The sequence below is a fragment of the Parapedobacter flavus genome (assembly GCF_035818675.1).
GTDB classification, from domain to species: Bacteria; Bacteroidota; Bacteroidia; order Sphingobacteriales; family Sphingobacteriaceae; genus Parapedobacter; species Parapedobacter flavus.
In genome coordinates this window covers 1-13,278 of sequence record NZ_JAYKZZ010000032.1, presented here as the reverse complement: position 1 = coordinate 13,278, position 13,278 = coordinate 1, and the positions used below count along the sequence as shown (strand labels likewise).

The window sequence follows — 13,278 nt, the reverse complement described above, 5'->3', positions numbered from 1 at the left end:
CAAAAGACTTATGTATGCAAGTTCAGCGCCCAGATGTGCCCTTGCCGGGCAATCAGCGCTTCAGCACTTTCGGGGCCCCATGTCCCCGCAGCATAATTCGGGAAATCCAGGGAATCGCGGCTTTCCCATGTTTCCAGTATGGGCGTAATTACATCCCATGCCTCTTCCACCTGGTCAGACCGCATATACAATGTGGTATCCCCACGCATGGCATCCAGTAGTAAGGTTTCGTAGGCCTCGGGGGTCTGTGTGGAACATGTATCGTAATCAAACACCATCTCCGCGGGGTTCAAGCTCATTTCCAGCCCCTGTTTCTTGGCTGTAAAGCGCAGCCTGATGTCCATCGTAGGCTGTATATTGATGGTGAGCCGGTTGGGCATCAGGTTGCCCGCCTGCGACGATGAAAAAGTAGAGTGCGGCACCGGCCGGAACTGGATGGTGATCGACGAGGTTTTCTCCTGCATCCGCTTGCCGGTGCGCAGGTAAAAGGGAACCCCTTGCCACCGCCAGTTGTCGATAAACAATTGAACCGCCGCATACGTTTCTACGTTCGATTTGGGGTCTACCCCCGGCTCCTCGCGGTAGCCCGGCACCTGTTTACCCCCTATCCAGCCGGGGCCGTATTGACCCCGAACGGCATATTTGTGCACTTCTTCCGGTTTCAAGCGTCGGATTGCGCGCATCACATCCACCTTGCGGTTCCGTATCTCTTCAGCCTGGAACGAGATCGGCGGCTCCATAGCCACCATGCAGAGCACCTGCAACAAGTGGTTTTGTATCATATCGCGCAGCGCTCCCGAATTTTCGAAATAACTGCCCCGATCTTCCACACCCACCTTTTCAGCGACTGTAATTTGAATATAGTCGATGTAATTTCGATTCCACAGCGGCTCAAACAGTGCGTTGGCAAAGCGGAAGGCCAATATATTCTGTACCGTTTCCTTGCCCAGATAATGGTCTATGCGGTAAATCTGCTCCTCCTGGAATGTCCGTCCCAACAGCTCGTTCAGTGCCACCGCCGTCTCCTTGTTGTAACCAAACGGTTTTTCCACAACGATCCGGTCCGATTCCGGCACATCGGCAAGCTTGTACTTGTTGATGTTTAGGGTGGCCGACTCGATAAACTGTGGCGCTATCGACAGGTAAAACAGTCGGTTGGCGCGTGCCCCCCATTCCTTATCGAACGCATCAAGCTGGGCACCAAGTCCCTCGTAAGCCGCCGGGTCGTTGATGTTCGACTCAAAATACGAAATGGTCGTCTTGAATTGGTCCCACTGCTTTTCATCGGGCTTGCCTTTCCGGGAAAACTCCACCAATCCGTTGTGCAGGTGCTCGCGGTACGTATCGTCACCGAGTTTGGTGCGTCCCAGGCCGATGATGGCAAATTTCTCGGGCATCCACCCATCGATATACAGGTTGTAAAATGCCGGTATTAATTTTCTTTTAGTAAGGTCTCCCGTGCCACCGAAGATGACAATAACCGTGGGGGCCAGCTTTTTATTTGACTTCATGTTGAATTAAATACTCCTTATTCTCACTTGTTTTCCGTTTCACTATCACCTGCCCGCGTTAGACGTTTTTCCAGTGCAATAACCTTTTGCAGTCGCCGTTCAAAACGCTCGCCACCGTCGTACTCCGCTTGTAGAAAAGCGGTTGCCAGCTCCCAGATCAGCATCGGACCGATAACCCGTCCGCCCAGGCAAAGCAGGTTCATATCGTCGTGCTCCACCCCCTGGCGGGCCGAGTAGGTCTCCGTAATCAATGCGGCACGCACGCCGGGTATCTTATTGGCTGCCACCGATACGCCCACACCGCTGCCGCATACCGCGATACCGCGGGCCACTTCATGGTTGGCCACAGCATGAGCCAACGGCACAATGATATCCGGATAGTCGTCTGTGGGGTCGTATGCCTTCGCGCCATAATCGTGCACCTCATACCCAGCTTCAATCAGCTTCGCCATCAGTTGTTCCTTCTGTTCCAAACCGGCGTGATCTGCTGCAATCCCTACTGTCTTCATCAATGGGCAAATTTTAAGCTGTCGCTGGCGCTCTTACGCCTTGCGAAACTGGCGATGAAGATAGCCAAAAAATCAATTTTCGGTAGAAAATATGCCTTTTTATTTTGAAAATGATTGTGCCGTGTCCTTTTTCGAGACAGCGTAACTGTAAACAATCACCTAACCCTTCACCCAACCCATCAGCGCCTTACTACGGTCGGCGAGCCAGTCGAACCCGGTAGCGCCCTCAGGCTTGGCAAACAGCTTGGAGCCCAGCCCTACGGCACTCACCCCGGCACCGAACCAACTGGAAATGCTTTCTTCCGTCGGATTTACCCCGCCAGTGGGCATGAACCGCATGGTGGGAAACAGCGGCTTAATGGATTTGAGGAACCCCGTCCCCAGCGCATCCCCGGGGAAGAGCTTCACCAACGGTGCGCCGAGGTCTTCGGCCATGCTGATTTCTGTCGGTGTCATGCAGCCCGGTACCCACAGGATGCCGCGCTTCAGGGTCACCTCCGCAATCTCCGGCTTTACCACGGGGCTCACGATAAACCCGGCTCCCATCTCGACGTAGGCCGTAGCCATCGCGGCGGTTTTGATTGTCCCGATACCCAGTAATAGATCGGGCCAATGCTCCCGCTGGTAGGCGAGTAGCTGCGAGAAGTTTTCCGGGGCCTGTTCGCCGCGGTTCACAAATTCAAAAACCCGGATGCCACCCGCATAGCAAGCGTTTACCACTTCTATGCAGGTCTGTATGTCATCGTTATAATAAACCGGCAGTACCGGATATTTTAATATGTGGTCAAGTATATTTTTCATTTTTGATAGCCAATATCTAGTGTCTGATGTCTGTCGTTTAGTGTCTATTGTCTGTCGTCTACTCCCTACAAATCACCGTTACCGAAATCCCCTTTCACAAACAGTTTCCTGAACCCGGCAGCCGTCGCCGTATCCACAACCCCTTGTCCGTCTTTCTCCGCAACCAGCGCATAAATCAGTCCGGCCATAAACGCATCGCCGCTGCCGATACGGTCTACCACTTCGTTGGTCTCCTGTATGGCCGACATAAAATCGCCGCCATGCGTATGGTAAGTACCGTACAACAGGTTATGGGTAGCCGAATCCATAAAGCGGAACGTATAGGCCACGTGTTTGCATTGGGGCAGCCGCTCTAACACTTCACGCGCCGATTCCTTCGCCTGTTCGAAATACGTATCGGATGGGGTATCCCGTCCCAGCGTTTCGAGCACCGGCGTTCCCAGCATCTTATTCGCCGCCCAGATATTGCCCATCACCACGTCGCAATACCGAAGCAGTTCAGGCATCACCTCAATCGGCTGCTTGCCATAGTTCCACAGTTTATTGCGGTAGTTGAGATCTACCGACACCACCCGTCCTTTACGGCGTGCCGCTTCGAGGGCTTCCTTGCATACTGCGGCGAGCGACTCGTTGAGGGCCGGCGTAAGGGCGCTCCAGTGGAACCACGTATAACCATCGAGTACCTCGTCCCAATCGATAGCTCCCGGCTGCAGCTGGCTGAAGGCCGAATATTTCCGATCGTACACCACCTCGCCTTTGGTAAGTCCGTTTGCCGAGAGCAGGAAATAGAGCCCTAGCCGATCGCCCTCCAGCAACGTGGTGGATACATCCACACCAAGCGCCGCCAGGCCGCCCAGCGCCTGTGCAGCGAGTTCATTATCGGGCATCCGGCTCAGGTAGCTGCACGGTACGCCCCACTGGGCCAGCGATGCCACGACATTGGCTTCAGAGCCGGCGGGGAAAACGGCCACGGCACTATCTTTTTCCAAAAATGAGGCGCCTGTTGAACTGAGCCGCAACATCAGCTCGCCGAAAGAAAGTATTCGATGTTTACTCATGGGGTGCTAAAGTAGTATTTAAAGTACGAAACAGGAAACGCAACATGCGAAATACGCCCCAAAATCTACGCATACGTTTTCGTTACACGTCTTCGTCGACTTGGCTACGCTTCCTCTTCGGCGGGCTGTTGGCCGAGAAACTCCTGGTAGGGGTCGCCCGGATACAACACCGCATTGCTATTGTGCCCGAAAGGGATATCCGGGTTGAACAGCTCTTCCAACGTGTGGCGCAGAAACTCCACGAACCGGGCCTTGGTATCCTCCAGTCCGGCACCCTCCACCACGAACCCACTGCGGCCACCCATGTAAAACAACGAACCCTCGTTGCGGAGTTTCCGGGCCACGTAGAGGTTCGGCTCCACGCCGGCGGTGCCCGTTACCTGTTCATACAACAAGGTATAAAACAAGGTTTGTATCATGGCCTTGTTGCTCTTGGCCGATGCAGGGGCAAACAACGTTTCATAACCGCTGAACTTCAGTTCGTCGCGCCCCGTTTTGTAGTCCACAACCCGTGTTTTCCCGGCAACCACATCCACGCGGTCGATGATACCGTAGAGGCAGATGGTCTTTTCTTCTCCACACACCGTAATCGGAAACTCGATGGCATAATCGCGGTCATTCTCGAGCTCCACGATGTGCAACGGTGCCACCTCGCTGGCATCGTGCCGCAGAAACACGGCTGCGTATTCCGTGGCGATCTTCAGGAGAATGCGGTGCATGCTGTTCGGTGTGAGGTGCTTGCCGTCGGGCAGCTTCAGCTCCTTGGCCAGCGCACCGAGGCATAACTGTGGCAGTTGGGCGATCTGTTGCCGGATATGGGCGGCTTCGATGGTTTCGTGTTGCGTGCGCAGCCGTTCGTATACCGTCTGCATGGCGCCATGCACCACAGAGCCCAGCCTATTCAGCTCAAATTCTTCCGATACCTTCGGTGGTTCCTTGATTTCGGCGATGTACTTCAGGAAGAACAACAAGGGCGACTGCAGGTAGGTAGTGAGGCCCGAGGCCGACAGCCGCAGGCGGTCGGGCGCATCCACATCCACATAGCGTTGCATCTGCTGCCACACGTTGCCGGTTTTGGCTACCGTCACCGGATTGGGTGGCGATACGGTCCGCACCGGTTGCCGCTGTACCCGATGATGGTACGTCAACCTGCTTTCGAAAGCCAGCTGCCGCACGAACCTGCTCACCTCGCCGCTGTTGCCCTCGTCTACGACCTGGTTATATACCACGGTGATCCGTTGGGGGTGCTGCAATAAGCGATAGAACAGGTATGCCGAAAGGGCATCCTGGTTTTCGAGCACCGGCAGGCCGTGTGCGCGGCGGATGGAGTCGGGGATAAACGTAGGGGCAGCGGTAATTTTCGGCAATGCGCCCTCGTTGGCCCCGATAATGAACACCTCGTCGAAATCGAGGCAACGGCTCTCCAGCAGCCCCATGATCTGTATGCCGTTCAACGGCTCGCCCTCGATGGGTGCGCTGACACTTTGCAATGCTTTCTGGATGAGCGCACAGGCGAAATCGACCGAGAGGTCGGGGTGACTGGCGAGTCCTTCGTGCAGCAGGTTGAGGGTCTTCTTGGTGGCCAGCAGAAGGGCTGCCTCGATATGCTGCAAAGCCTTGTCGCGTTGCCGCTGTTCGAGCACGCCTTCGAGCAGCCCATGCAACGCCTGGAGCAGCGCCCCGCTGTTTTTCCGCTCGGTAAAAAAAGCAGGATAGCTGCCCGAGCTGAGCGGCAGCGCCTGGGCGGGCACGTCCAGCCATTGGTTTTCATTGATCAGCTGTTGGATGCTTCGCCGTTCCGCGGCGGCCACCCCGCACAGGGGGTGGGCCAAAACCGCCGCCACATCGAGATGGTGCGCGGCCCCGGCGCCGTGGGTGGCGTAGTACTGCTGGATACGCAGCCAGAGGTCGATGTAGCCGAAGAGTGTCGACTGCACCAGCGGGTACCCTACCGTCACGTTGAAGTCGGCCCCTTCCGGCAGACTTTGCAGCAGCGGTATCAGCAGGCGCTCGTCGGCCAGGATGATGGCTGTACGGGTTGGCGAAGCCATTCCCGCCGCAGCCGTGGGCAACCATGCAGACAGCATCTTGGCTTGGGCCACCGCACCCGAGGCAGCGACCACATCCAAGCGGCTGGTCTTCGTGGCCAATACGGACGGGAAGTCGCCCAAGGCATTTTTCAGCCCATGCTGCCCGATATTCCTGCGCAGGAAGAGACCCGCCTCCTGCAAGTCATCATTTGTATAATATTGGTCGCCATCGAAATAGAAAAGCGCCTTACCGGCTTCCTGCCACTGGGTGAACAATTTTATTTCGCAGCGGCTAAGGGCGTTGAAGCCCACGAAAACCACCTGTTTATAGGCTTCGATAAACTGCGGGTTGGCAGCGTGTCCTTCCGCGAGGTCGCGGTACGTCGTTGCCGAGGTGGTGAGCCCCTGCTGGGCCAACTCCGCTTTAAACTGGCGGTATAACCGCGGCAGGCGCCCCCACAGCTGCAGGAACTTCTGCTGTATGGCGGTTTGCTTACCCACGGAAAATGACTCCCAGAACTGCCGCATGAAACGCTGCTGCTCGGCCGAGAGGTGGGGAAACCGCTGCTGGAGGAGGGCGATGTCGCGCAGCTCAGCATACACCTCGCCGGGGTCTACCAGGTCATAGTCCAGCTGGGCGAAGTCGGATAGGATGGTCTCCGCCAGCGAATAGAACGCATCCGGGGTTTCTTCGGGCAGGCCCTCATCGCGCAGCAGTCCGTTGTGCAGGCGGTGCAGGATAAAAAACTGCGCAAGCACATTGCCTTGCGGCAGGGTGGCCGACTGGGCGAAAAATTCCTGCACGGTGAAAAACGCCGGGCTCCACAACGGTTTACCCGCGAGGTCTGCCAGGTGCTTGCGCAAGAATACGGCGGGCCGTTTGTTGGTCAGCACCACGGCCACGTCTTTTAGGTCGTCGCCAAAGCGCGACAACAGGTCGGCAGCTACTTGTCGAAGAAAGGGCGCGGCGCTCATATCGCGATTAATTTATTCAATGTTCCGTAATACACATACCCTTTTACATTGGGCATACCCAGTTGGCGGAGCACCAGTTGGTAGTCGGCCACCTGTTTGCGGTGGGCATCATCTTCCTGCTGGGTGAATTTAAAGTCAACCACAATGGTTTCATCCTTACCCACCAGCACCTTATCCGGGCGTAAGGTCCGCCCATTGGATAGGATAATGGGCTGTTCGTTCCAGTGCAGGTAGTCGCCCCCATACCACGCCTGTAATTGCGGATGCTCCCAGGTGGCTAGGGCGAGGGCCCGCAGTTCATCCCGCTCTTCGCCCTGTAACAAGCCCTGCGCCTGCAGGTTATCCAGCGCGGCGTCCAATCCGGCCATATCGGTTACGGCAGCCATCAGCTCATGGAGGAGCTGCCCGTGCCGCCTGGCGGTTTCGCGCCGCACCATATCCAATTCGGCATGCATTTCGGGGCGCACCAACTCGGCCTTCAGCCTGCCCGACGTGGGGTAATGGTCAAACGAGAAGTCTCCTTCCGGGCCTTCCGAACCGCCATCGGCGCGCCCAGCAGTTGGTTCGCCCAACCGTATCCCCTGGTTAAACGCCACGCCCAGTTGGTCCGCATGGTGCTGCAGCACTTCCAGCAGCAGGTCGCCCGCCACCAGCGTGTTGATTTCATCTGCCCCTTTTATACCGGGCGCCGTTACATACAGGTGCTTCCGCGTGCGGGTGGTGGCTACATAAAGCGTGTTGAGCGCATCCATGTAGTTGAAGAGCATCTCCTCAAAGTAGGCCTTATAAAGCGACGACTTACCGAGGTCACTTTTGTATTTAACCGGCGTTTTATCCAGCAACGCATACGGGGTGTCCGCCGTACCCACCCAGAAATGACCATTCGGCTTGCCATCTATGGCCCACGCACAAAAAGGAATCATCACCACGTCAAAGGCCAGCCCTTTCGATTTGTGAACGGTGATCACTTCCACGGCGTCGGCATCGGTGCTGGCGGGAAGGGCCTTGTCTATGCCCTCCTCTTCCCAATACGCCAAGAAGGCTGGTATGCCGCGCTCGCCACCGGTCGCGAAGCCCGCCACCATATCGCGGAACGCAAAGATATAGGGGAGGTGCTGGGGCAGCGCGTGCAGTCCGTAGGCACCGATCAAGGTTTCGATTAGTTCGACCAGCGGCAGCTGCATCCATATCGGCCCCTGTTCGCAAAGCGGCTCCGGCAGCAAGCCAGCCAGGCCACCCAAGCCACCCGCGCAGATGTGCAGCCAATCATCGGCCGCTACCGGTTTACCGTGCAGTTGGTTATACAGCAATATGCAGTTGGCCCGGTATAGTGCCGCGTCCGAGACACCCCCCACGAGTGCCCGCAGCGTATCCACCAGCAGCCGTATGGCCGGGTTGTTGGCGAGTGTCAGCGCCTCGCCGGAAATCACATCGAATGAAACACCGGTCTCCCGTTGCCGGTCGAGCAGGAATTGGATAACTTCGCGAGCCTCGTTGTTGGTCCGCACGAGGATGCCCACTTGGCGGGGCGTATATGTCCCGGCGGCCAGGCAGCCGGTTAGCGTATCGGCCATGCGTTCCAATGCCTCTGTTTTCACGGCACTCGGGCGGTGGCTGTTGCTGTTTACCTCGATAAAGTCGACCTGTACAGTCCCTCCCGCCCTATCGGCACGTGGGGGCAACTGTTGGGTACTATCGTGGTAGGCGCGGATGATCGTATCGTGGTTGCCGGACGGTTTCCACCATTGTTCATACCGCTCTGCCCCCAGTTCCTTCAGCACGCGGTCGTTCAGCCGTTGCTGCAGCCAGGCCGGCGCATGTTCAAAAACCAGGTTGTTGAAGGCCACGATGCGTTCGTGGCTGCGGTAGTTAGTATCGAGCGTTTCCTGTCGGATCAGCGACGCCGTGTCGGCCACGTTAAATGCCTGCCCGATCTGCCGTTCGGCGCGGTCGAGCAGGATACGCCAGTCGCCGCTGCGCCAGCGGTAGATGCTTTGTTTCACATCGCCCACCACGAGGTGTTCGTGGTGCTGGCCCGTCGCGTTGCCCATGGCGTTGATGAGCAGCGGCCGCAGGTTATCCCATTGCCTTTTCGAGGTATCCTGGAACTCATCGAAGAGAAAATGCCGGAAACGGCTACCCGTTTTCTCCCAGATGAAGGTAGGGTCGCCCGATTCGTTGGTGCCGATGCTGCTCAGGAGGATCTGGGCGTCGCTGATGAGTTGTGCGGCGTTGTCGTGCCGCCATTCGGCCAGCAGCGCACTCATTTCCTTAAGCAGCCGCAGGTAATACAAATTTTCATCGATGGCCTTGGCCAGGTAATAGTCGGGCGCCTGTTCGGCATATAGCGTTTGCAGCTGGTGGAGCAGGGGATTCAGCACGCCGTACAGCGCTGCCATGCCGGCATCCAGGCCACTTTTCTGCCATTCGTTGGGTTCATCGATGTATTTCCCTAACTTTTTGATAACATCTGCGGGGTCTTCTGCCGAAAACCGATCCAGCTTACCGAGGTAGTTGCGCGATTTACCGGCCAGGTCCATCACATCCACCCCCGACTTGCTGAACGCATCGGCTGCCGCCTTGAGCAACTGCCCGAACGCATCTTCGAACTGCTTGATGGCTGCTTTGCAATAGCGGTCGAGGTTGGTGAAGAGCTCCTGCGCCGGAATGCGGGATATGGCCTTGTCGAAGTCCTGGAAATCCTCCTTAAAAATTTCCGAGGCCAACTCGCTCAGCGCCCAGCGGTAGTTCCAGTTTTCATCGCGATCGATCTTGGCCTGTGCATAGTCCATGATCCATTGCAACAGGTCGGGCCGCTCGTCGAGCAACCGGTTCAGGCGCAGCACCAGGTCGGCCTTTACCTTGCGGATATTCATCTCCAGCTTATATCCCGCATCGATACCCAGCTCAAAGGTAAACCCGCGAATCACCTTCTGGGTGAACCCGTCGATGGTGCTCACGGCAAACCGGCTATAGTCGTGCAAAATTTTGCGGTACGTCTCTGCCGCCCGTTGCTGCAAGGTGGCGGCACCCCACTGGGGGTAGGCGGCGAGCAGCATTTCGCGGTATCCACTGGCGTCGTCTTTCGTACCGCCGTCGCCCATGGCCAGTGCTTCCAGCACTTCCAGTATACGGCCTTTCATTTCGGCCGTAGCTTTGTTGGTGAAGGTGATGGCCAGTATCTCGCGGTACTTATGCTCACCGGCAAACAGAAGCGTCAGGTATTGCGCCGTGAGGCTGAAGGTCTTGCCAGACCCGGCGGATGCTTTGAGGATTTTTAATGGAGGAACGGCAGGCATAACGCAAGTTTTCAGGGGTGAAGGTAGGGAAATTTAGGCCTGAAAACCAATTGCTGTTGCTTAAATTTTAAAAATGGGTACCCGACTGTTTCCATATTGAAAGGAAGAAATTACAGACCTTTTATTCGATGACTTATCTATACAAACTGAATTTATCTTTTGCCCCTCGCTAAAATTGATTATACGGGATAGTTGTCTATAGACGGTGGTACCGAAACCAACGGATTAATCGATCATCGTCATAAACCGATCGATGCTAATGATATCTATTTTTGAAAATTCGACCTTTTTCAAGGTGTTGAAATGTGCGTCATTGGTCACGATATAGTCCGCACCGCCGACGATGGCGGCATCCACGTATTTATCACATACTCCGATCTTTTCAATGCTCGCTTATTGACACCATTCACCGGCCACTTGGACTAGTCCCAATTCAAAAAATATTCCTATCTTACCGCCAATCGATAAATGCCTATTTGAAAAGATGCCCGAAAAAGACCTGTTCCACCAATGGCGGGAGGCGGTTTCGTCAAGAACCAGCGCAAGGGATTCCTTTAACGGGATGCACTTGGCGGCGTTGCGCCAGGCCGTGCGGCGGAAGCTCGACCAGCAACTATCGCTCATCCAGTTCGAAACCCACGACTTCATCCTGTGCGAACTGAAAGGCCGTCCATCGGAGATGATGGCTTTTGCCCTGCCGGCCATGCAAACGGACGTACTTTGGCTCTGCCTGCAATTCCACGGCAAGCTGTCGTTTACCGATGGCCACGTAGGCCAGCCCGAAACGCTATTTTCATTTGCCCCTGGTGCAGACGATTACCCCCTTACGCTGGCGGCCGAAAAACAATGAACCCTGCTGCTGGGGGTATCGGGGTCCTCCCGCCGGCTGTTATTGGCCGAGCTGGCTCCGCTGCGGGAGCTGTTCGACGATCCGCAGAACGACTGGGCCGCCTACCCCATCACCGCTGCCCACAGGCGCCAGCTGGATGCCTTCTCCAAGTTAGCCTTCGGCCCCTTCACCACCCTGCACCACATCGGCCAATTGCTGGCCCACCTGTATACCGCCTACGTTTACCAACTGACGAAACCCCACGAGCCGGACGGGGAGGAAGCCCTCATCTTGTTGTACCACCGGGCCGTTGCCCATATCCAGCAGCATTACATGGACGAGGGCCTAAACCGGGAAACGGTCGCTACGGAATGTAACTGCTCCGTGAGGCAACTCACTCGGGCTTTTGAGGGCCGGTCGGTTACCTTCAATGCGGCCGTCCGCACGCTGCGCCTGCACAAAGCAAGGGAGCTGCTGCGCAAAAAGCCGGACCGATCGATAGAGGAAATTGCGACGAGTCTCCATTTTACCGATGCCAAACACCTCGCTAACCAATACCGAAAACAGTTCCACCGGTCGCCCCGCGAAGAGCGGAAGGCCATATCGCCGCGCAAGTAGCTTTTTCGGGTGCCACACACGGGCTGGTTTGTCCCGATAGCCACCGCATCCCTTTTTGTTTCTCCTGACCACGCTGGGTGCCTAACTATTGATGTTAGTTGACGCTTAAACCGTTTCGACTAGTTAATCGCATTGTATTATGCAAATGTTCAGTGTCATTTGTCATAACGGTATTCAAGGTCATCCAACGAAACCATATTGCCGCTTGGGTCTTTACTGTATATGATGGTCATGTTACGTTGTGTCAACACCGGCCGTCCACTAAACATACCGCGTGACCACGAACAGGAATACCGTTTGATGGCTTGCAAGATTTTTTCATCGGTTGGTGAAGGATTGTCTATCGCTTGAAGCTCGGCAAGCATGCTTGTGCGGGTCACGATAAACTGTACCCACAGAGAATCCGGATCTGTCGGGTTGCCGGCTTTTCCAGGTAATCCTAAAAGACCTGATAACTTTTCCAAGTATAATACGTCGCCTCCGTATGGTTCCGGCTTTAATTCCGTCAATTGGAACACATTATCGCCGTTCCGAACAAAATTCGCAATATAGCACGGGCAAGCGGTATCAATTTCCAACGGATTCTCAAAAAGTAGCTGAGCTTTATCACTAGTCCACCTGTTTGTTCGCACTCGCCCTCCTTTATCAATCAAATCACCTCGGCGATAGCCGTGGTCGGCTATGTGAACGACGAACTTCTCATGATGGGCAAATTGGACACTATCAATTGAGACGGCATGAATGCCGGAGGGTTTGATATGATATATCGAAAAATGATCTTGGATTATCCGGCCACCATCCTTCTTGCTTCCACTGTGCCAATGAACGATTACATCCTGCAAAGGCAAGTCCGTATATTTGTCAACGGCTTCCGCGAACGTGATACGGTCGGCAAAAAAGTCCTCATCGGTATCCACAAGCACGAAACCATGGTATCGCGTCCCGTCGACGACAGTATCTTTGGTGGATTTTTCAAGCGTGTTGTACGATTCCGGTATAGACCATCGAATATCATACGGACTCACCTGTATACCATTGATGAAATAAGCGGGGTCATCGGCATAGGGTTCAGCAAACACGGTCTGTTGTGGGGAATGAAAGAGCACCGCCCCGCTGTAGTCACGGCCTTGAAGCGTTGTGTCGTAGGGAAATACCCTATGCAGTGATGCCCCCACATAATGGGATAATGCCTCTTGTTCAATGACTTCTCCATCCAGCACAAAAACATAATTCTTGAATGCGGATCGTTCGGTTGGGAACAGCGCTGCGGTATCCGGCTTAACCGTACGCGTATGCTGGTCGTTGACTGGTGTGTTTCGAGTAAGAGGCTCTTCCTGCTGGTTGTCGGGCGTCCGTTGCTGGGAACACGCTTGCATACCGAACAAAGCCAAGAGAAAAAATAGCAAATTCCGAAGGCTTATTCTTGTCATAAATGGGCGTTGTTTATTGGCTACCACAATGATAGGAAAAAAATCCTGATTGACCCGGTCTGACTAAGTTCTTTTTTTGGGATGTGATGATGGAAAATCAGAAAAACATTTTTTTTATTCGATGTTTTACTTAACCTTGTCCCAACCAAAAAATTAAATTATGACAAATAAATTCATTGTTGTCCGGTAAACCCGGGATTTAGTTTTATTTGTCAGTC

At 55.0% G+C, this 13,278-nt stretch carries 10 protein-coding genes; 2 read left to right on the top strand and 8 right to left on the bottom strand.

What is annotated here, in order from left to right; all coding sequences use genetic code 11:
• Positions 1–8: 8 nt before the first annotated feature.
• The 7 genes from zwf to U9S71_RS19585 form a co-directional block, all read right to left on the bottom strand.
• A complete protein-coding gene (gene zwf, locus U9S71_RS19615) occupies positions 9–1,511 on the bottom strand; it encodes a glucose-6-phosphate dehydrogenase (protein ID WP_326329524.1) in 1,503 nt (500 codons plus the stop codon).
• A 23-nt stretch (positions 1,512–1,534) separates the two neighbouring features.
• The gene (locus tag U9S71_RS19610; RefSeq protein WP_326329523.1) at positions 1,535–2,020 is read right to left on the bottom strand and encodes an RpiB/LacA/LacB family sugar-phosphate isomerase; all 486 of its coding nucleotides are present in this window, start codon (positions 2,018–2,020) and stop codon (positions 1,535–1,537) included.
• Positions 2,021–2,179: 159 nt separating this feature from the next.
• Positions 2,180–2,821, bottom strand: coding sequence for a beta/alpha barrel domain-containing protein (locus U9S71_RS19605; protein ID WP_326329522.1), 642 nt, complete (start codon positions 2,819–2,821; stop codon positions 2,180–2,182).
• A gap of 65 nt (positions 2,822–2,886) precedes the next feature.
• Positions 2,887–3,879: a sugar kinase gene (locus tag U9S71_RS19600; protein ID WP_326329521.1), complete on the bottom strand. Its 993-nt coding sequence runs from the start codon at positions 3,877–3,879 to the stop codon at positions 2,887–2,889.
• Between the two features lie 104 nt (positions 3,880–3,983).
• Entirely contained in the window at positions 3,984–6,884 is a 2,901-nt protein-coding gene (locus U9S71_RS19595) for a PD-(D/E)XK nuclease family protein (RefSeq protein ID WP_326329520.1), read from the bottom strand.
• Positions 6,881–10,183 (bottom strand): UvrD-helicase domain-containing protein, encoded by a 3,303-nt coding sequence (locus U9S71_RS19590; protein ID WP_326329519.1) that lies wholly within the window; start codon positions 10,181–10,183, stop codon positions 6,881–6,883. The genes U9S71_RS19595 and U9S71_RS19590 overlap by 4 nt, the downstream gene beginning before the upstream one ends.
• A 225-nt stretch (positions 10,184–10,408) precedes the next feature.
• Positions 10,409–10,540 (bottom strand): hypothetical protein, encoded by a 132-nt coding sequence (locus U9S71_RS19585; protein WP_326329518.1) that lies wholly within the window; start codon positions 10,538–10,540, stop codon positions 10,409–10,411.
• Between the two features lie 127 nt (positions 10,541–10,667).
• Between U9S71_RS19585 and U9S71_RS19580 the strand changes: the two genes are divergently transcribed.
• Complete coding sequence (locus U9S71_RS19580; protein ID WP_326329516.1) at positions 10,668–11,033, top strand: hypothetical protein; 366 nt, start codon at positions 10,668–10,670, stop codon at positions 11,031–11,033.
• Positions 11,034–11,075: 42 nt separating this feature from the next.
• Positions 11,076–11,630: a helix-turn-helix domain-containing protein gene (locus U9S71_RS19575; RefSeq protein WP_326329514.1), complete on the top strand. Its 555-nt coding sequence runs from the start codon at positions 11,076–11,078 to the stop codon at positions 11,628–11,630.
• Between the two features lie 155 nt (positions 11,631–11,785).
• Here U9S71_RS19575 and U9S71_RS19570 read toward each other — a convergent pair whose 3' ends face one another.
• Positions 11,786–13,060, bottom strand: coding sequence for a hypothetical protein (locus U9S71_RS19570; protein ID WP_326329512.1), 1,275 nt, complete (start codon positions 13,058–13,060; stop codon positions 11,786–11,788).
• Between the last annotated feature and the right edge of the window lie 218 nt (positions 13,061–13,278).

Excerpts from the sequence above, each read along its gene's own strand:
- U9S71_RS19580 (WP_326329516.1), top strand. The coding sequence starts at position 10,668 with ATGCCCGAAAAAGACCTGTTCCACCAATGGCGGGAGGCGGTTTCGTCA.
- U9S71_RS19590 (WP_326329519.1), bottom strand. The coding sequence starts at position 10,183 with ATGCCTGCCGTTCCTCCATTAAAAATCCTCAAAGCATCCGCCGGGTCT.
- U9S71_RS19600 (WP_326329521.1), bottom strand. The coding sequence starts at position 3,879 with ATGAGTAAACATCGAATACTTTCTTTCGGCGAGCTGATGTTGCGGCTC.
- zwf (WP_326329524.1), bottom strand. The coding sequence starts at position 1,511 with ATGAAGTCAAATAAAAAGCTGGCCCCCACGGTTATTGTCATCTTCGGT.
- U9S71_RS19610 (WP_326329523.1), bottom strand. The coding sequence starts at position 2,020 with ATGAAGACAGTAGGGATTGCAGCAGATCACGCCGGTTTGGAACAGAAG.
- U9S71_RS19605 (WP_326329522.1), bottom strand. The coding sequence starts at position 2,821 with ATGAAAAATATACTTGACCACATATTAAAATATCCGGTACTGCCGGTT.
- U9S71_RS19570 (WP_326329512.1), bottom strand. The coding sequence starts at position 13,060 with ATGACAAGAATAAGCCTTCGGAATTTGCTATTTTTTCTCTTGGCTTTG.
- U9S71_RS19595 (WP_326329520.1), bottom strand. The coding sequence starts at position 6,884 with ATGAGCGCCGCGCCCTTTCTTCGACAAGTAGCTGCCGACCTGTTGTCG.